Annotated in this window: 19 protein-coding genes; 2 read left to right on the top strand and 17 right to left on the bottom strand. The window is 73.5% G+C overall.

Annotation, left to right across the window (positions count from 1 at the left end; translation table 11 throughout):
- Positions 1-2 precede the first annotated feature (2 nt).
- The 3 genes from ACZ7OH_RS38515 to ACZ7OH_RS38505 all read right to left on the bottom strand — a co-directional run bounded on the left by ACZ7OH_RS38515 (position 3) and on the right by ACZ7OH_RS38505 (position 2,907).
- On the bottom strand, positions 3-1,196 hold the full coding sequence (locus ACZ7OH_RS38515; protein ID WP_470285399.1) for a YVTN family beta-propeller repeat protein: 1,194 nt from the start codon (positions 1,194-1,196) through the stop codon (positions 3-5).
- A 3-nt stretch (positions 1,197-1,199) separates the two neighbouring features.
- Entirely contained in the window at positions 1,200-1,970 is a 771-nt protein-coding gene (locus tag ACZ7OH_RS38510) for a polysaccharide deacetylase family protein (protein ID WP_470285398.1), read from the bottom strand.
- Between the two features lie 190 nt (positions 1,971-2,160).
- On the bottom strand, positions 2,161-2,907 hold the full coding sequence (locus ACZ7OH_RS38505; RefSeq protein ID WP_470285397.1) for an ANTAR domain-containing protein: 747 nt from the start codon (positions 2,905-2,907) through the stop codon (positions 2,161-2,163).
- A 162-nt stretch (positions 2,908-3,069) separates the two neighbouring features.
- On the opposite strand from ACZ7OH_RS38505, the gene ACZ7OH_RS38500 reads away from it, so the two are divergent.
- On the top strand, positions 3,070-3,465 hold the full coding sequence (locus tag ACZ7OH_RS38500; RefSeq protein WP_470285396.1) for a hypothetical protein: 396 nt from the start codon (positions 3,070-3,072) through the stop codon (positions 3,463-3,465).
- 51 nt (positions 3,466-3,516) lie between these two features.
- On the opposite strand, the gene ACZ7OH_RS38495 is transcribed toward ACZ7OH_RS38500, so the two are convergent.
- The 12 genes from ACZ7OH_RS38495 to ACZ7OH_RS38440 form a co-directional block, all read right to left on the bottom strand.
- A complete protein-coding gene (locus ACZ7OH_RS38495; RefSeq protein ID WP_470285395.1) occupies positions 3,517-3,948 on the bottom strand; it encodes an aconitase X swivel domain-containing protein in 432 nt (143 codons plus the stop codon).
- Positions 3,945-5,222 (bottom strand): aconitase X, encoded by a 1,278-nt coding sequence (locus ACZ7OH_RS38490; protein ID WP_470285394.1) that lies wholly within the window; start codon positions 5,220-5,222, stop codon positions 3,945-3,947. The genes ACZ7OH_RS38495 and ACZ7OH_RS38490 overlap by 4 nt, the downstream gene beginning before the upstream one ends.
- Complete coding sequence (locus tag ACZ7OH_RS38485) at positions 5,219-6,559, bottom strand: MFS transporter (RefSeq protein ID WP_470285393.1); 1,341 nt, start codon at positions 6,557-6,559, stop codon at positions 5,219-5,221. Before ACZ7OH_RS38485 ends, ACZ7OH_RS38490 begins: the two co-directional genes overlap by 4 nt.
- 26 nt (positions 6,560-6,585) lie before the next feature.
- A complete protein-coding gene (gene ilvD / locus ACZ7OH_RS38480) occupies positions 6,586-8,232 on the bottom strand; it encodes a dihydroxy-acid dehydratase (protein ID WP_470285392.1) in 1,647 nt (548 codons plus the stop codon).
- 14 nt (positions 8,233-8,246) lie between these two features.
- On the bottom strand, positions 8,247-9,536 hold the full coding sequence (locus ACZ7OH_RS38475) for an FAD-dependent oxidoreductase (protein WP_470285391.1): 1,290 nt from the start codon (positions 9,534-9,536) through the stop codon (positions 8,247-8,249).
- 71 nt (positions 9,537-9,607) lie between these two features.
- Positions 9,608-10,552: a LysR family transcriptional regulator gene (locus tag ACZ7OH_RS38470; protein ID WP_470285390.1), complete on the bottom strand. Its 945-nt coding sequence runs from the start codon at positions 10,550-10,552 to the stop codon at positions 9,608-9,610.
- A 67-nt stretch (positions 10,553-10,619) separates the two neighbouring features.
- Positions 10,620-11,183: an alkaline shock response membrane anchor protein AmaP gene (locus ACZ7OH_RS38465; RefSeq protein ID WP_470285389.1), complete on the bottom strand. Its 564-nt coding sequence runs from the start codon at positions 11,181-11,183 to the stop codon at positions 10,620-10,622.
- A complete protein-coding gene (locus ACZ7OH_RS38460) occupies positions 11,180-11,707 on the bottom strand; it encodes a DUF6286 domain-containing protein (RefSeq protein ID WP_470285388.1) in 528 nt (175 codons plus the stop codon). The genes ACZ7OH_RS38465 and ACZ7OH_RS38460 overlap by 4 nt, the downstream gene beginning before the upstream one ends.
- Entirely contained in the window at positions 11,704-12,078 is a 375-nt protein-coding gene (locus ACZ7OH_RS38455; RefSeq protein WP_470285387.1) for an Asp23/Gls24 family envelope stress response protein, read from the bottom strand. Before ACZ7OH_RS38455 ends, ACZ7OH_RS38460 begins: the two co-directional genes overlap by 4 nt.
- 3 nt (positions 12,079-12,081) lie before the next feature.
- Positions 12,082-12,258 (bottom strand): hypothetical protein, encoded by a 177-nt coding sequence (locus ACZ7OH_RS38450; protein ID WP_400891125.1) that lies wholly within the window; start codon positions 12,256-12,258, stop codon positions 12,082-12,084.
- A gap of 11 nt (positions 12,259-12,269) precedes the next feature.
- Positions 12,270-12,545 (bottom strand): hypothetical protein, encoded by a 276-nt coding sequence (locus ACZ7OH_RS38445; protein ID WP_470285386.1) that lies wholly within the window; start codon positions 12,543-12,545, stop codon positions 12,270-12,272.
- Positions 12,542-13,000, bottom strand: coding sequence for an Asp23/Gls24 family envelope stress response protein (locus ACZ7OH_RS38440; RefSeq protein ID WP_470285385.1), 459 nt, complete (start codon positions 12,998-13,000; stop codon positions 12,542-12,544). Before ACZ7OH_RS38440 ends, ACZ7OH_RS38445 begins: the two co-directional genes overlap by 4 nt.
- Positions 13,001-13,182: 182 nt before the next feature.
- On the opposite strand from ACZ7OH_RS38440, the gene ACZ7OH_RS38435 reads away from it, so the two are divergent.
- Complete coding sequence (locus ACZ7OH_RS38435) at positions 13,183-13,392, top strand: CsbD family protein (protein WP_400891133.1); 210 nt, start codon at positions 13,183-13,185, stop codon at positions 13,390-13,392.
- A 94-nt stretch (positions 13,393-13,486) separates the two neighbouring features.
- On the opposite strand, the gene ACZ7OH_RS38430 is transcribed toward ACZ7OH_RS38435, so the two are convergent.
- Together ACZ7OH_RS38430 and ACZ7OH_RS38425 are read right to left on the bottom strand one after the other, a co-directional pair.
- Entirely contained in the window at positions 13,487-14,851 is a 1,365-nt protein-coding gene (locus ACZ7OH_RS38430) for a DUF2867 domain-containing protein (protein WP_470285384.1), read from the bottom strand.
- A 118-nt stretch (positions 14,852-14,969) separates the two neighbouring features.
- A complete protein-coding gene (locus ACZ7OH_RS38425; RefSeq protein ID WP_470285383.1) occupies positions 14,970-17,036 on the bottom strand; it encodes a glycosyltransferase family 4 protein in 2,067 nt (688 codons plus the stop codon).
- Positions 17,037-17,068 lie beyond the last annotated feature (32 nt).

The following is a 17,068-nucleotide window of genomic DNA, read 5'->3' as shown; positions in this document are numbered from 1 at the left end:
GCTCACCGGGTGATGCCGGTGTGGCCCAGGGAATACCGGCCCGGCTGCGGCCAGACGCACAGGCCGTGCGGCTCGTTCCCGACGGGGATCTTCGCCAGCAGCGTCCCGTCCTTTGTGGACAGCACGTACACCACCCGGTTGTAGCGGCCGGACAGCCAGAGCTGGGTGCCGTCGGCGGTCACGTTGCCCATGTCCGGGCTCCCGCCGCCCGGGATGCGCCAGGTCGTCACCGGCGCGCCCGTGTAGGCGTCGAGCACGCTGACGCTGCCCTCGTGGCGGTTGGTCACGTACAGCTGCTTCGCGTCCCGTGACAAGTAGAGCCCATGCGCGCCGCCGCCGGTCGGGATGAAGCGGAGCACCTTCGTCGCCGCGCCGTCGAGGACCCAGAGGCCGTTCGCGTCGGAGTCCGCGATGTAGTAGACCGAGCCGTCCGGCGCGAGCTTGATGTCCTGCGGGCCCATGCGCGTGTTGCGGTGCGGCATGTCGATCATCCGCAGCAGGTGGTGGGAAGCCACGTCGACGACCGCGACGCGGCCGGCGAACTCGCACGTGAAGACCGCCGTGCGGCCGTCGGGGGAGAAGTCCGCGTGGTCGACGCCCGCGCACTCCGGCACCGGGGTTTCGTCGTGGACCTGCCACGTGTGCGGGTCGTACCAGACCAGCTTGCGCAGCCGTTCGGCCACCGAGATCGCGTACCGCCCGTCCGGGCTGAAGTACATGTTGTACGGGTCCACGACCGGGAACGCCTTACCCGGCAGCCCGGTCTTCGGGTCGAACGGCAGCACGTGGTCGCCGCGGTCGTCGGTGGCGTAGAGCGTGCGCAGGTCCCACGAGGGCACGACGTGCTGCAGTTCCTTGCCCGCCGGGTACTTCGCGACGACGTGGAAGGTCGCCGGGTCGATGACCCAGACGTCGCCCGAGCCGCTGTGCGGCACGTAAACCAGGGGCTTGTCGGCGGCGACCGCGGGAGAGAGCATCCCGGCACCCGCCGCGGCGTCCACGTTGTGCGGGTCGGGGATGGCGGGCATGCCGGGCAGCGGGTTCGGTGCCGGGGGCGGCGGGGTGGGCAGGTGCGGCACGGACGTGCCGGGGCCGCCGGACATGCCCGGCATGCCGGACATGTCCGAGCCGGTGCCCGACGAGCAGCCGGCGGCGAGGACGAGACCGAGGACCACGGCGGTCAGCCGGACGCGCATCCGCTACGCCAGCAGTTCCGACGCGGTGACCGGGGTGAGGCCGCGGTCCGCCAGCGCGGTCAGGATGCCGGGGAGCGCGGCCACCGTGCCCGGGTGCCCGAGGTGCATGCTGACCACGCTGCCCGCGCGGGCCTTCGCGACCGCAGCGCGGATCGCGGCCGGCCCGGGGTCCTTCCAGTCCAGGGAGTCGATGTCGTAGGACAGCACCCGGGCGTAGCCCGCCTTGCCGGCTTCGACGAGTTCCTCGGGGGTGGCGTGCTGGCCCTGGGACTGGCGGAAGAAGTTCCCCGGCGAGCCGGTCAGTTCGGCGAGCTTGTCCCGGCACCGCTGGATTTCCGCGTACATGGGCTCCGCCGCGTAACCCGAGAGCGCCGGGTGGCTCCAGGTGTGGTTGCCCAGCTCGTGGCCGCCGTCGCGGACCATCCGGGCGGCGTCCGGGTGCTCGGCGAGCCAGGTGCCCACCGCCAGCACGGTGATCCGGGCGCCGTGCTGGTGCACGACGTCCAGCACCTGGCGGGTGACCTGCGGGTCACCCGCGCCGTGGAACGTCAGCGCGACCTGCGGCCGTCCCGATGAGGAGCGGACGAGCTCGGTGGCCGGCCCCTGCGGATGCGGCGAGAGGGAGGAGGGGGGTGTGCTCGACGGCGGCGGCACCGCCTGCGGTGGGGTGGAACCGGCCGGAGCCGGAGTTTGCCCAGGTGCCGAGCATGCCGCCAGCGCGGCAGCGCCCAGCGTCACCCCGAACAGGCGGCGCCGGGTCAGCGGGTCGTGCACAAAATCTCCCTTACGACGGACGGCACGGAACCTTCGCGCAAACCCGCTGTGAAAACGCTGAGTGGCGGCGTTCAGCGGGGCGGAGAGCAGGGTACCTGTCAGCCTGAGTCCCTTCGTTGCTTGGCGGGGCTCGGCGACGGCGTCGGTTCAGCAGCGAGCCGGCGTCCTCGTCGCGCCCCACCGCGCAGGGTCACTGCCGGCCCGAGGAAGCCGTGACCTCGGCGACGAATTTTTCGGCGACGTCGCGCAGCTTCACGTTCTGCTCCTGCGACGCCTTGACGAGCAGGTCGAACGCTTCGTCGGATTGGATGCTGTGCAGGGCCATGAGGATGCCCTTGGCCTGGTCGATCACCGCGCGAGAGGTCAGCGCGGTGCGCAGCTGTCCCATGGTCTCGCGGGCGGCTTGGTGCCGGCGGGTGCCGCGCAACGCGGATTCGGCGGCGGCGGTGTAGAGGTCCAGCAGCGCCGCGTCGAGCGCGCCGAAGCTGTTGCCGCCGGTGTCGTAGAGGTTGAGCGAACCGTGGTACTGGTGGTCGACGAACAGCGGAGCGGACAGGTAGGCGACGACCGAGGACTCGCTCGCGGCGGCGGCGAACTCGGGCCAGCGGTGTGCCACCTCGGTCACCGTGACGCGTTGGAGTTCGCCGGTCCGGGCGGCCTCCAGGCAGGGCCCGCGCCCGGCGTCGTACTGGGCCTGGTCGACGTGGTGCGCGCGGTCACCGGTCGCGGTCGCTGTGTAGGGGGCGCCGTCGCGCAGCAGCGTGATGCTGGCGATCTCCGCGTCCGGTACCGCGTGCATGACCTGCCGGCACACCCGCTGCAGCACCTCCAGCAGTTCCTCTTCTTCCGCGAAGGTGCCGGCCAGGCGGTCCAGCGCGTCGGTGACGTCGTCCACTCTTCGTGCGGCGTCCCGCTCGTACAGCAGGTTGTCTTCCATGCGGTGCTCCATCGAGGCGGGGACGGGGGAGTCCCGGACAACACTAAGTGTTGCCGTGAGCCTCGGCAGGTCCAGGCGTTGATGCCGGTAGCAGCGTGGCCGTGGGGCGACCGGAATCGGGAGCGGCATCTGTCCGGGTGGTCGGCACGGGCCGGGCCGGCGATGGTGATCACGCACGTCGATCCCCGCCGGCTGGGCTGGGTGATCAGCAGCCAAAGCGAGCGCTACGTGCGCACCGGCTTGCACATGGTCCACGCGACCGTCGATCTCGAGACAGGTGAGTGGATCGAGGACTACCTCGAGCAGGTCCGCGGGCTTGACCGCATCGACCCCCTGCGGTCTCGGGTCGCCGAGCTGATCGACTCCGGTCAGCGCTTCGACGCGCTCCGGCTGGTGCGGGCGTCCGCGCCTGATCTCGGAGCGCAAGGAGCCAAGGAGTACGTCGAGGCCGCTGCGGCCAGCATGCCGGTTCCTGAGGAGGTACGCGCTCGCTTACCGCGACCGCCGGTCCGGCGCCGGGTGTGGTGGCGATTGTCGGAGCCGAACCCGGAGCCGTGACCACAGGCGCCCGCCGTGGGTGAACCGCAGCTCACCACCCGGACTCACGCATCACTCGCCCGCCGGCGTGTCGTCGCTTCTCCGGACGATCTCGACGAACCCCTGGTCGGCGTCGAGGCGGAGAAGGTCGCCAGTACGGATTACCTCGACCGGGTCGCGATCGAGGTCGCTGAGCGTGGGCACCCGGGTCACCACCGCGCCCAGTGCCGCCTTCGTCGTCACCACCGTGAAGATCATGCCCAGCGGCGCCGTGCCGAGCAGGCGGGTCGACTGGAAGAACCCCGACCAGCCCGACGATCCCTTCGCGCCGGGGAAGACGAGGATCTTCCCGGTGAAGCACACCCCGTGCAGTTCGTGGCGGCGCTCGATGATCGTTCCGGTGGCCGGGTCGATGCCGCCCCAGCCCGAGATCGTCTCGTGCGACACCAGCGCCTCGCCCTCGACGACGCCGGGGACGACCGTCCGGCCGCGCAGGACCGTCATCGCAGGTCACCTCGCCAGCGACCGGTGACCGCGGCGTCCACGCAGTCCTCCAGCGAACCGAACCACGCCTCGATCCCGAGGATCGCGGGCAGGTAGTGCGCCTGCTTCGCCGAGTCGGTGGCGAAGACGCGGGTGCCCGGCGGTGCGACGCGGGACATCGCCGGGCACGAGTCCGCGAGCAGCCGCCCGCCCGCTGCCTCGATCACGGCCGTGTAGCCGCTGCGGTCCGCGACCGCCTTGAGGGCCCGGGGTGTCATGATCCACAGCTGCGTTCCCGAGTTCAGCCGCTTGCCGTCCAGGGCCCGGGCGGCGGCCCGGATCTGGTCGATCGACGCGTGCGGGCAGCCCAGCAGCACGAAGTCGACATCGGTCGAGCGGCCCTGGTCGTTCAGCGTCTCGTAGACCGCACGCCGTTCCCGGAGTCCATAGTGGACGGCGGACGGCGGCCGGCCGCGGAAGGCCGCTTCGAGCGTCGGCGCCTCGGGCGTGATCCCCGGCAGGTGGTACAGCTCGACCCCGCCGGACGACGCCGCGGCCGCGCCGAAGTGCTTGAGGTCGACGAGATCGGGACGCGGGTACGCGCCGGTGACCACCGGGCGCTCGTCCTGGACCAGCCCGCCCGCGAAGTAGCCGAGCATGCCCCAGTCCATGAAGTCGTCAACGCCCGCGTCCACTTCGACGAGGTGCGTGCCGAACCGGTTCTCCGGCAGGTGGTTGCCCCAGCACGGGATCTTCCCGGTCAGCGACGCCGCGCCGGTCGACGTCCCGCCTTCGCAGTTGGTCCGGGCGCCGAGCACGGAGTTGGCGTACACGACCGCGGAGGACTCCATCCACGCGCAGTGCTCGCCGTGGACCGGGAGGTTGCCGACCTGGTACGGCGTGCAGGTGGCGAGGATGTTCACCCCGCGCCGCCCGTAGAACGCTTCGGCGTCGCTCTGCAGCTCGACGAACTCCTTCGGGTAGGGCACGACGCCGACTGAGTCCGGGCCGAAGCCCTGTTGCAGCTGGCAGGTCGGCACCCGCATGTCCGGGATTTCGACGACGTCGTCGCAGTCGAGGTTGAGCACCGCGAACGCCTTGTTCCAGCCGCCTTCGGCCACCAGCTTCGCCTTCACCGGGGACGGCTGGGTGCTCGTCCCGGCGACGTTGCGGGTGTCGCACAGGTGTTGCGCGCCCAGCGCCTCGCCGTAGCGGATGAGCAGGTCCATGGCCGCCGCCACCGCCGGCCCGTCGGCGCCGTCGCGCATCGCCTTCTCCTCGTCGGTGAGGATCACCGGGCGACCTCCTGCGCAGAGACCGCCGGGACCGGATCGGCGACGTTGTTGGTCTCCGGGCCCCGGCGCACGGCCTCGAACATCAGCAGGCCGCCGAAGACGATCAGCGCGATCGGGGTGAACTCGTAGGGCATGATCGAGCTGAGCGCGAGCAGCCAGAACGTGTAGAGGCCGGGCAGGATCAGCCCGAACATGTAGCCGATGCCGTACCCGCTCGCCCGCACGGACGCCGGGAAGCGCTCGTTGAGGTACACGAGGATGACGCCGAGCGGCGCGGACGGCAGGACCTTCGCCACCACGGCGATCAGCCCGATCAGCCACGCGGGCGCCCCGGCCCGGCCGGCCACCGCGAGCACCGCGAACGCGCCGCCCACGACGAACGTGAGCACGAGGGCCCAGCGCATCAGCAGCGTCCGCCTGCCGATCCGCTGGCCGACCGCGGCGAGCACCATGATCAGCACGATCGTGAGGACCGAGCTGATGATCTCGACCGTGGAGGACAGCCGCGGGCTCTGGTCCAGCACCTGCACCAGCAGCGTCGGCAGGAACGACACCGACATCTGGGTGGCGAACCAGTACCCGCAGGTGAACAGGAAGACGCTGAAGAACAGCGCGCGGTGCGTGGTGAACAGCTCCGCCACCGGCTGCCGCCCCGTGCGGCGCCGCCGCAACACCGAGTCGTCCTCCTTCACGCCGCGGTAGTGCCACAGGTAGACCAGGCCGAGCACGAACCCGAGGAAGAACGGGATCCGCCAGCCCCAGGCCAGGAAACCGCCACGGGGCAGCACGTCGAGCAGGCCGAGCAGGAGCAGGTTGATCACCAGGAACGAGCCGGGCGCGCCGACGCCGATGAGCCCGCCGACCCGGCCGCGCCGCGCGGGCTTCGCCTGTTCCAGCGCGAGCGGCATCGGGGCGGCGTAGCCGCCGGCGAGGAAGATCCCGCCGATCAGCCGCAGCACGGCGAACACGGCGATCGCGCCGTAGTTCCACGCCGCGTAGCCCGGCAGCAGCCCGATGAGCAGGGTGACGATCGTGAAGCCCCAGCCGCTGATCATGGTGACGGGCTTGCGCCCGATCCGGTCGGACAGGTTGCCGAAGATGACGCTGCCGATCGGCCGCGCGAGCAGCCCGACCGTGAACAGCAGCGTGGTGAACGTCGCGCGGATCGTCGGCGAGAGGTTCGCGGGCATGAAGTACGCCATGGCGGCCGGCAGCACGAGCGCCGGGAGGTACACGTCGAAGCTGTCGACGAACATCGAGAACGCGCCACCGCGGGCGGAGCGCCGTTCGTCTGCTTCGGTGATGACGGTGGACGGGGGGACTTCGGGCAGCGCCATTGCGGCCTCCTGATCGTGGGGGAGCGCTAGGGACGGAGCACGGCTCCTCGGCCGAGGGGGCGCACGGTGCGCCGGTAGACCGACAGCCAGCCGGTTTCGTGGTGGTCCGCAACGAGTTCCGGGTCCCGCGCGGCGAGCTCGCCGGGGTCGACGCGCAGGTCGCACACCCGCCCGGGCAGGTCGATGTGGACGGTGTCGCCGTCGCGGACGAGGGACAGGGGACCGCCGTCGGCGGCTTCGGGGCGGACCTCGCCGACGACGATGCCGCGGTTGACGAGCCCGGACAGCTGGCCGTCGGTGACCACCGCGACCCGGCCGGTGAGCCCGGCGCGGTCGAGGGCGAAGACGATCTGCGACGCCATCCCCATGCCGGGCCGTCCGCGCGGCCCGAGCCCGCGCACGACCACGACGTCGCCCGCGGTGATGCTCCCGTCCGCCAGGGCGGCGACCGCGGCCTCCTGGCTTCCGAAGCAGCGGGCCGGGCCGGTGAACGCGGCCGGGCGCTCGTCGCCGACCGCGAGCTTGACGATGCCGCCGTCGGGCGTCAGCGATCCGCGCAGGACCACGATCAACGGCTCGGTCGCGAACGGCCGCCCGGCCGGGCGGATGACCTCGGGGTCCGTGACGACGGCCGGAGAAAGGTTGTCACCCACGGGGGAGCCGCTGACCGTCATCGGCGCCGGGTCGATCAGGTCGCCGAGCTGTTTCAGCACCGCCAGCGCGCCGCCCGCGGCCTCGAACTGCTCGATGAGGTGCGGCCCGTTCGGCCGGACCGCCGACACCACCGGGGTGTCCCGGCCGAGCTCGGCGTAGAGGCCGAGGACGTCGATGTCCACATCGGACTCTTCGGCCACCGCCTGGAGGTGCTTCACGGTGTTGATCGAGGCGCCCACCGCCAGGGCGACGCGGACGGCGTTGCGGAACGCGGCGGCCGTCATGATCCGGCGCGGGCGCAGGTCCTCCGCCACCATCTCCACGATCCGCGCCGCGGCGGCGTCGGCGGCGGCCCACATCGACGGCGAGTTCGCCGCGACGGGGGTGGTGCCCGGCAAGGCCATGCCGAGTGCTTCGGCGACGACGTGCATCGAGTTGGCCGTGCCCATGCCCGGGCACACACCGGGGCCGCCGACGGCACCGTCGCTCATCTCGGCGAGTTCGTCCACAGTGGACGTGCCGCAGGCGTGGAGGAAGACGTCCTCGATGTCGCAGTGGCCGCCGCGGAAGCAGCCGCTGGGCTGGTAGCCGCAGGCGACGAGCAGCGTCGGGAGGTCCAGCCGCCCGGCGGCCATCAGCTGGGCCGGCGCGGTCTTGTCGCAGCTGGCCAGGCACACCATGCCGTCCAGCTGCGCGCCTTCGACGCCGACCTCGATGTCGTTCACGATGAGGTCGCGCGCCGAGAGGATGTACCCGCCGCCGTGCCCGGCCGAGTGGATGAAGTCGCTGGGCGCGGTCGTGCGCACCTCGAACGCCAGCCCGCCGGCGGCGGCGATCCCCTGCTTGACCCGGGCGGCGATCGCGTCGAGGTGGCTGAAGCAGATCGCCAGGTCCGACGAGGAGTTGACGACGGCGATCTTCGGCTTGCGGAGGTCTTCGTCGGTGAGCCCGAGGGCCCGCCACTGGGCGCGCCGGGTGGCCCAGCGGACCGTGCCGGGCGGGAAGTCGCTGCGGACCATCGCTTTTCCTCCGTTCAGGACTCGAGGTTGCGGACCAGGCGGGCGGCCAGCTCGCCGTGGTCGACGTCGTGCACGCTGTCCTTCCCGGCCAGGTCCAGTGCGTGCGCGGCGGCCATGCCCATCGCCCCGCACGGGCCCATCACGCGCACGCTCGACAACGCGGCCGCGTCGCCGTCGATACACCGGCCGGCGACCAGGACGTTGTGGACGTCCGGGGGAGTCATCGAGCGCAACGGGACGTAGTGCACGTGCCCGGGCCCGAACGTCTCCCAGACGTAGCCTTCGGGGCTGTCGTGCAGCTCCACCGGCCACGCGGTCCGCGCGACGGCGTCGGGGAAGCGGGTGCCGGCCCGCACCTCGTCGATGGTCAGCTGGTGCAGGCTCTGCGCCCAGCGGGTCTGCCGTCGGCCGGGCAGCCCGTAGGCCCGGACGCGGGCGCCGCCGAACGCCTCGGGGAACTCCGCGCGCAGGAACGCCACCACCCGGTCGGCCTGGGCCTTCCCTTCGAGCTGGGCCGCGGCCGCGGCGATCGGCTCGAGCGGAGCCTCGATGTGCGTCATGTTGAGCACCGCGGTGCCCCGGCCGGGGAAGTGGAAGGCGAGGCCGTCGTGCCGGCGCAGGCCGTACTGGGCGGCTTTCGCGCCGACGCGCTCGGCCAGCTCGTCCGGCTCGGGCGCGGCCTCCTCGGCGACGTGCTCGACGACGAGCTGCTGCGAGCCGTAGATCTCGCGCTCCGGCAGGCGGCACGGCAGGCCCGCTTCCCAGATGAGGGAAGCGTCCCCGCTCGCGTCGACGAACCCGGTGGCGTCGACGTCCACCGGGCCGTAGCGGGTGGCGAAGGTGACCGACTCGATGCGCTCGCCGCCGCGCACGACGCCGGTGATCGCCGCGCCGGTGATCACCCGGATGCCGTGCTCCCGCACGGTGTCTTCGACCCACCGGCCGAGCACCACTTCGTCGTAGCCGACGGTGAGCGTGTGCCGCCGCTGCTGGAACAGGTCACCCGTGGCGCCCAGGTCGCGGAAGATGTCGTCGAAGATCCCGTGCGTCAGCTGGTGGTAGTCCGGGGCGTTGCCGAAGACCCCGCAGAACAACCCGATCAGGGAGTTGACCATCTGGCCGCCGAGCACCGGCAGCGCGTCGACGAGCACGACGTCGCGGCCGAGCCGGGCGGACTCGACGGCCGTGGACAGCCCGGCGATGCCGGCGCCGACGACGCAGACGTCGGCGGTGACCTGGTGGGCGCTCGCCCCGGCGGGCTTGCGGACGGTGCGGACCTTCAGCTCGGTGAGGGGGTGCGGCATGGCTCACACGCTAGGTCGGGCTGCCGGGCCCCCGGAAATAGAGAATCGCGCTGCGGGAGTATCAGCGTGAGTTATAGCTGTCGCGCGAGGTCGGTCAGCACGGTCCGCAGCCAGTGGTGGGCCGGGTCGCCGTCGTGGCCGGCGTGCCACCAGAACCGTTCGACGATCGGTTCCGGATCACCGGGACAGGGGAGGATCCGCAGGCCGAGCCGGTCGGCGACGCGCGTCGCGAGGCGTTCCTGCAGCAGCGCGACGCGGTCGGTGCCCGCGACGAAGTGGGGCACGGCCTGGTAGCTCTCGACGCGGACCCGGATGCGCGGCTGGATGCCGAAGAGTGCGAGCTGCCGGCCCATCGGCGCGGCGGGCGGGAACCCGCGGTCCGGCTGGAACGGCGCGACCCACGGCAGCGCGGCGAGCTGCTCGAGGCTGAGCTCGGCACCCCGCACCGACGCGTTCGCCGCGTCGACGACGCAGACCCAGCGGTCGGTGAACAACGCGACCGACCGCACGTCGGGCAGCTCGAACCGGCTGACCGGGGGAGCGACCATCCCGTCGATCAGCCGGATCGTGTCGGCGATGTCGCTGGCGAACGCCTCCCGGACCAGCCGGACGTGCAGCCGGACGTCCGGCGCCCGCGCCGCGAGCAGCGCGGACAGCCGTGAACCCAGGACCTCGATCGTGTAGTCCGCCATGACCAGCGTGAACTCGCGGGAGGAAGCGCCGGGGTCGAAGTCGTGACCGGTGCCGAAGAGCCGTTCCGCGCCGGCGCACACCGCCTCGACCTGGTCGGCCAGCTGCGTGGCCAGCGCGGACAGCACGTAGCCGTTCCCGGACCGCACGAGCAGCTCGTCGCCGAAGTGCCGCCGCAACCGGGCGAGCGCGGCACTCGCCGCGGGCTGCGAGACCCCGAGCCGGGCCGCCGCGCGGGTGACGTTCCGCTCGCCGAGCAGCTCCCGCAGGACCACCAGCAGGTTGAGGTCCAGGTTCGCCAGGTGCACCGCCGAATGCCTCGCCACGGGGGAACTATAAATCAGGCTGACACCTGTTTCGTTCTCGCGCTGGCGCCGCCAGGAGGCTGACCGGTCAGGTGACGCGGGCGCCGGTCGTGGTGGTGAAGCGCAGCTCGACCCGGGTCGGCAGCGCCTCCAGGTCGAGGGCCCGGCACAGCCTCGGCACGCCTTCGCCCCGGATGCGGTCGCGGATTCCGGTGGGATCGCCGTCGTGCTCGAGCGACACCGTGGCCAGCAGGACCGGGTGGTCGCGGGGGCCGGTGAGGGACGCGGTCGCCGTGCGGACGCCGGCGTAGCCGCGCAGTTCCTCGGTGAAGGGTGCGACCGCCGCGGTGGTGGCCAGCTCGGTGCTCCCGGCGCCCGGTTCGGTTTCGAAGCGCCAGGTGCGGCTGCCCGGTTTGCGGACCAGCTGCGCGGCCAGCCACCGCAACGCGGTCAGCGCGACGACGATCCCGGCGGTCGCGGTCACGTAGAGCACCCACGTGGGCGGCAGTGCGGTGCCCGGGACGACCGGCCGGTCGGCGCCCAGGGCCGGCAGCAGGCGGAAGCGGATCGCCGCCGGGATCGCGCCGGCGGCGAGCAGCAGCAGCCCGAAGATCGCGAGCAGGGTGCGGTTGAGTCCGGCGGGACGGTTCACGACGTGCTCCTCGATGCGCGAAGGCGGACTTTGACCTCGGGGCGGCGGGCGGGGTCGATCCGGTCCAGCCGCGCGGCGACCGCGGCGCGGACCGAGTCGGCGATCCCGTCGGGTGCGGTGCGCCGGGTCCGCACTCGCACCCGCACGCTGCGCCGCCGCAGCTTCAGCCGCGCTTTCTCCACCCCGTCGACTCGCGCCGCGGCCGCCCGCAGAGCGGTGCCGAAGCCGCGCCGGGAGACGCCGGTGTCCGGCTCACCGCGGAGCGGGATCACCGTGGGCCTGCCGGGCAGCACCGCCGCCGTCAGCAGAACCAGGCCGAGGACCGAGACGGCCGCGCCGGCGATCACGACGGGCAGGTCCGCCCAGCGGAAGTCGTGCAGCCGCCGGGCGATGGCGCCGTAGTCCAGCCACGGGCGTTCGCCGAAGACCATCTGGATGGCCACGGTCGCGGCGAGCGCGCCGGCCGCGGCCAGCACCAGCGCGGTCAGCGTGGCCGGGACGCTCCGGGGGGGACGACGTTTCACGAGACCCTCCTCGACGACCGGGCCGGCGCGTGCAGCGCGGCGACGGTGATGTCCACCCGCTCGACGTCGAGCCCGGTCAGCTCACCCACCCGCTCGCGCAGGCGGGCCCGGGCCAGTTCGGTGGTGCGGCGCACCGAGGCCGGGTAGGTGATCGAGAGCCGGGCGGCCAGCCGCACCCGGTCGCCGTCGACCTCGGCGGCCACCTGCACCGGGCGAGCGGCGTCTTCGCCGCCGAGGGCGACCCCCAGGACGCGCCCGGCGGCGCCGCCGACCTCGGTGATTTCCCCTGCGACGTGCGCGGCGATCCGTTCGACCGCCTGGCCGGCGATGACCAGCCGGCCCCGCTCTTCGGCGGGTGCTGTGGTGGTCATGGCTCAGCCCCGGTCCCGGCCGAACAGCCGGGCGAGGTCGATCTCGCCGTCGAGGTGGCGGCCGATCAGGAACCCGATCGCGCCGAGCACGAGGACGGCCAGGAACGCGCCGAAGCCGCCGAACGCGAGGGCGAGGCCGAGGACGAGTCCGGTCAGCAGACCGGTCCGGGTGGCATTCATGGAAACCTCCGTCAAGTGGTGGTGGACGCGGCGAGATCGCCGATGAACACGTGCACGGGCCGGTCGAGCGGGCCGACCGCGGCGCGGACCGCGGCCGCCGCGTCGGTGGCGGTGGCCGGGTGGCGGAGCACGACGCCGATGGTCACTTCGCCGTCGGCGACGCGGACCCCGGCCACGCGCCGCCCGGGCAGCAACGTCGCGATCTCCCCGACCCGGCCGCCGTGCGGGCCCGCCACTTCCGGCAGGCCCGCCACCGCGACGGCGATCGCGACCGCGTCCGGGGTCACTGCACCCGGCCGGTGTCGGCGGCCTTGTCGTCGCCGTCGTCGCCGGGCAGGTAGAGGTCACCGACGGCGATGTTGACCTCGACGACCTCCAGGCCGGTCGTGCGCTCGACCGCGGTGATCACGTTGCGCCGCACCGATCGTGCGAGATCGGCGATGGACACGCCGTATTCGACGACGACCTGGAGGTCGACCGCGGCCTGCTTCTCGCCCACCTCGACCGAGACGCCCTGGCCCGCCGAGGCGGTCGCGCCGGGGATGCGTTCGCGGATCGCGGAGAAGGCGCGGGCGGCGCCGCCGCCGAGGGAGTGGACGCCGGGCACTTCGCGGGTGGCCAGGCCGGCGATCTTCTGCACCACCGTGTCCGCGATCGTCGTCGTGCCCTGGCTGGTCACCAGCGCACCGGTCGCCTCCTTCGCCGCCGGGGGAGCGGGGGTCTTCGTGGTCGTCTCGGCCATGGTGTTCCTCCTTGGTCAGGTGAACCGCTGTGCCGGGAAGACCCGGGGTGCGCCGGAATCGTCACGACCCCGTTCGTGTGAACAGGGTCACGCGACCGGGGAAGTGACGAACCGCGTGCCGGGGTGTCTTGATGATCAGGTCCGTCCACAGGGGACGGTGCCCGACGCGGAAGGAGCGGCTCATGTCGCTGGGCGACAAGATCGGGAACAAGGCCGAAGACCTCGGGGGCAAGGCCAAGGAAACGGCGGGCAAGGCCACCGGGAACGACGAGCTGCGCGCCGAAGGCCAAGCAGATCAGGCGAAAGCCGGTGTGAAGGACGCGGTCGAGAACATCAAGGACGCCGTCGGCGACGCCGTCGGCAAGGTCAAGGGTGCGCTGAAGAAGGACTAGGCCGCACCCGCGGGACCGGTGGCCGGCGCGGCAAGAGGGAGCGGGCCGGCCACCGCCCGCGTGCCGACTGTCCTTTCAGGACGGTCCGGTCGGGTCAGTCTTCGGCCGCGCGGGCGATCGAGCGGGCGAGCCACCCGAACACCAGGTCGTGCGCCGGCTTCTGGAGGTGCCAGTAGGCGTCGCCCAAGCGGCCGGTGGGGGTGAAGCGCACGCGCTGCCGCAGCAGGCTCCCGGTGCCGGCCGGTTCCGCGCGCAAGGTCAGCTCGGCGTCGCCGGGCAGGCGCATGTCGGCGGTCAGCACGAGCTCACGCCGGGCGTCGTCCCGGTGCCGGACCGTCCAGAAGTCGATGACGTCCCCGGTTCCGGGTCGGTCCGGGCGCCCGCGGTACAGCCCCGCGCCGCCGAGCGCCTGGTCGAGCAGGCCGCGCAAAGCCCAGGCGGGTGCGGGTGGGAACCGGCCGCCGCCCAGCCCGGTGATCTCCCGCCACAGCCGCTCGGGGGCGGCCGCCGAGCCTTCGGCGTTCTCCTGCCGGTACGCCCGTCCTCGCGGAGCCGCCGGGATCGGGACACCGAGGGCCGTCCGCAAGGCGTTGTCGAGACTGGTCGCCCCGGCGGCCGGGGGCGGCAGGACGGATTCCACCGGGACGTCCACCGGCAGCAGGTCGTGCTCGAGCGACGCGAACAAACCGGCCGCGACGGCGGTGGGAACGGGCGACGCCGCCCCGGCGATCCGGGCGGCGACCTCGTGCGACCACAACGGCGAAGGCAGCGCGAGAGCGGCGGGCCGGCGCAGGACGCGGGCGCACCGGCGCACCAGGTCGTGGTAGCTGATCGTCTCCGGCCCGCTGACGTCGAACCGGCCCTGCAGCGGGGCGAGCTCGACGGCCGCTCGCAGGTAGTGCCTGACGTCGGCGAGGGCGACCGGACGGCTCCGCCGGGCGGTCCACCGCGGCCGCGGCCGGATCGGCAGCCGGGCCGTCCGGGACAGCAGTTCGACTCCGGCCGATCCCCGGCCGAGGATCATCGACGCCTGGAGCGCGATCGCCGGGACTTCGCCGCCGAGCAGGACGTCGGCCACCTCGGACCGCGAGGCCAGGTGCGGCGACGTCGGCGTCACCGGCCGCGGGCCGCCGAGGTAGACGATCTGCCGGACCCCCGCCGCCGCCGCGGCCGCGGCGGCGAGGCGTTCCGCGATGACGCGGTCCTGCTCGGCGAAGTCGGCTCGCGCCAGCGAGTGCACGAGGTGGAACACCACGTCCGCGCCGGTGACCGCGGCCGCGAGCGCACGCGGGTCCTCGGCGTTCCCGACCGTCACGTCGACGCCTTCGAGGAAGTGGTGCGCCGCGGAGCGGGACAGGACGCGGACGGGGTGTCCGGCGGCGCCGAGGTCCGCGACGAGCGCCCGGCCGACGAAACCGGTCGCGCCGAGTACCGTGCAGCGCGGCGGGCGGGCTGTCATCGTGGTCCCCTGTCCGGGAGTGGGTTCGCCGGCGTGCGGGCGGTGCGCTGGTAGACGGCGGCGAGGCGGCTGGGGAGACCGGTCGCGCCGAGCACCGTGCGGCGCGGCGGGCGGGCCGTCATCGTGTTCCCCTGTCCGGGAGTGGGTTCGCCGGCGCGGCGGCGGTGCGCTGGTAGACGGCGGCGAAGCGGCCGGCGACCTCGTGGATGCCGAAGCGCCGGGCGACCGTTTGCCGGCCGGCGGCGGCCACCGCCCGGGCCCGGACCGGGTCGTCGGCGGCGCCGCGCACGAACGCGGTGAGCGCGTCGCCGAACGCGGCCGGGGTCGAGGTGTCGGCGAGCAGGCCGTTGCGGCCGTGGTCGATGTAGTGGCCGAGCCCGCCGCGGCGGGGACCGAGGACGAGGAGCCCGGCGTCCATCGCTTCGAGCACGGCGATGCCGAACTCCTCCTTGCGGCTGGGGCAGACGTAGAGGTGCGGTGTCGGCGCGGGCAGCCGGTGGACCAGGCCGTGCTCCAGCGAGCGGACGTCCTCGTTGCTCACCGCGGCCAGCACCGCCAAGCGCCCCGCCGCGTCCGGGTACCGGCTCGCCAGGTCCAGAACCCGGTTCAGGATCCGCGATTCGTCGTCGGTCGGGTGCGCGGGGTCGCCGCCGACGAGCACGAGCGCGGTGTGGTGGTACAGGCCGCGGGCCAGCCAGGCTTCGACGAGCAGGTCCTGTTGCTTGACCGGGTGCAGCCGGCCCACGGACAGCAGGACCGGCAGGCCGCGGGTTTCGGGAGCCAGCCGCGGCAACCCGGAACCCGAGCCGAACAGGGAGCCGATCAGCTGCTCCTGCCGGGCGTCGGCCGCGGCCACGGGCGAGAGCAACGGGATCCCTTCGGCCGGGGACTCCGGTTCCGGGGCACCGCGCAGCCGCGGGAAGTAGGCGGCCAGTTCGCCGTCCGGCCGGCCGGGCAGCCCGAGCAGCGTGTCGGCGGCGGCCACCAGCCGGTCGGCGGTGTACACCCGGTGCAGGTCGAACCGGGCCGCCGGGCGATCCGCGGCGGCACCGGGCCGGTGCCGCTCGGCCAGCGAGCGGTGCGGGTCGGCGGTGAGGGTGAACACGGTGCGCGCGCCCATCGCCCGGGCCGCGTCCGCGACCGCGGCGGATCCGTCGTCGGAGTAGCGCACGTGGACGACGTCCGGGGTGCAGCCCGCGAGCCACAGCAGGTGCCGCGCCAGGAACCCGATGGCGGGCCGGTGCCGGGAGAGCTCGGCTTGCGCCGGTGCGCCGGGGGAGTCGACTGGCACCCGCAGCACGACGTGCCGGTCGGCACCGGCCTCCCCGAGGGTGCTCCGGCTCCGCAGCAGGTCCTGGCCCGCCAAGGTCAGCGTGACGACCCGCGCGATGCCCGCGTGGCGGGGCAAGGCGGTGCCCAGGTGGCGCAACAGGACCGTGAGCCCGCCGCTGGCTCCGGCGCCGGGCTGGTCGAAGGAGCCCAGCAGCATCGACTGCGCCAGGGTCAGCCCGCTCGGGCCGGTCGCCGGTACCGTCCACAAGGGACTGTCGAGGCCCTGGCCGGACTGCCGGGCCAGGCACACCGCGGACAGGGCGCGCTCGTAGGGATCCGCGGCCCGGACGTGGGCGGCGGCGAGGATTTCGGTCGCGGCCGGTGCTTCGCCGAGCTGGGACAGGTAGCGCCACATCGCGTGCCGGTACCCGCGATCGCGGTGACCGGCGTCGGTCACCGCGCTCACCGGCAAGCAGGGGAAGCCGTGTCGTTCCGCGAGGTCCAGCAGGAGCGCACCGCGCCGGGGTGACGTTCCGGCGAACGCGGACCCGATCGCCGCGGCCGCGGCCGCGGGGCCGTGCGCGGCGACGGCGTCGGCGAAGAGGTCCAAGGCGACGGATCCGGCCAGGTCGTCGAGTGCGGCGTCGCCGGTTTCCGGGACCGCGGCGAGGACCTCGCCGGGAGTGGGCGGGCAGGCTCGGCGGGTGAGGCCGCGCAGCGCGGCCACCGCACCGTCGGGATCGGCGGCGGCCGGCGGGTCTCCGGCGTATTCGACCAGCGCGGGCCCGGCGAAGTCCGGGTGCAGGGCGCGGCGGACGGCGCCGACCCGGACCGGGTCGGCGCCGGGGGTGAGCGTGCGGAGGACCGTCAGCGGGTCGGCGATCGCGGTGGTCCGGGTGTCCTGGGTGATCACTGCGCTGCTCCGGTGGTCGGGCCGTAGGGTCG

It is taken from the genome of Amycolatopsis sp. NPDC114478 (genome assembly GCF_055633805.1).
The sequence above is the reverse complement of the archived record's forward strand: the minus strand, read 5'-3'. Positions and strand labels throughout refer to the sequence as shown.

Bases quoted from the DNA above. Each gene is read 5' to 3' on its own strand.
- ACZ7OH_RS38475 (WP_470285391.1), bottom strand. From the start codon at position 9,536: ATGCCGCACCCCCTCACCGAGCTGAAGGTCCGCACCGTCCGCAAGCCC.
- ACZ7OH_RS38440 (WP_470285385.1), bottom strand. From the start codon at position 13,000: ATGGCCGAGACGACCACGAAGACCCCCGCTCCCCCGGCGGCGAAGGAG.
- ACZ7OH_RS38505 (WP_470285397.1), bottom strand. From the start codon at position 2,907: ATGGAAGACAACCTGCTGTACGAGCGGGACGCCGCACGAAGAGTGGAC.
- ACZ7OH_RS38430 (WP_470285384.1), bottom strand. From the start codon at position 14,851: ATGACAGCCCGCCCGCCGCGCTGCACGGTACTCGGCGCGACCGGTTTC.
- ilvD (WP_470285392.1), bottom strand. From the start codon at position 8,232: ATGGTCCGCAGCGACTTCCCGCCCGGCACGGTCCGCTGGGCCACCCGG.
- ACZ7OH_RS38435 (WP_400891133.1), top strand. From the start codon at position 13,183: ATGTCGCTGGGCGACAAGATCGGGAACAAGGCCGAAGACCTCGGGGGC.
- ACZ7OH_RS38485 (WP_470285393.1), bottom strand. From the start codon at position 6,559: ATGGCGCTGCCCGAAGTCCCCCCGTCCACCGTCATCACCGAAGCAGAC.
- ACZ7OH_RS38495 (WP_470285395.1), bottom strand. From the start codon at position 3,948: ATGACGGTCCTGCGCGGCCGGACGGTCGTCCCCGGCGTCGTCGAGGGC.
- ACZ7OH_RS38515 (WP_470285399.1), bottom strand. From the start codon at position 1,196: ATGCGCGTCCGGCTGACCGCCGTGGTCCTCGGTCTCGTCCTCGCCGCC.
- ACZ7OH_RS38455 (WP_470285387.1), bottom strand. From the start codon at position 12,078: ATGACCACCACAGCACCCGCCGAAGAGCGGGGCCGGCTGGTCATCGCC.
- ACZ7OH_RS38450 (WP_400891125.1), bottom strand. From the start codon at position 12,258: ATGAATGCCACCCGGACCGGTCTGCTGACCGGACTCGTCCTCGGCCTC.
- ACZ7OH_RS38500 (WP_470285396.1), top strand. From the start codon at position 3,070: ATGGTGATCACGCACGTCGATCCCCGCCGGCTGGGCTGGGTGATCAGC.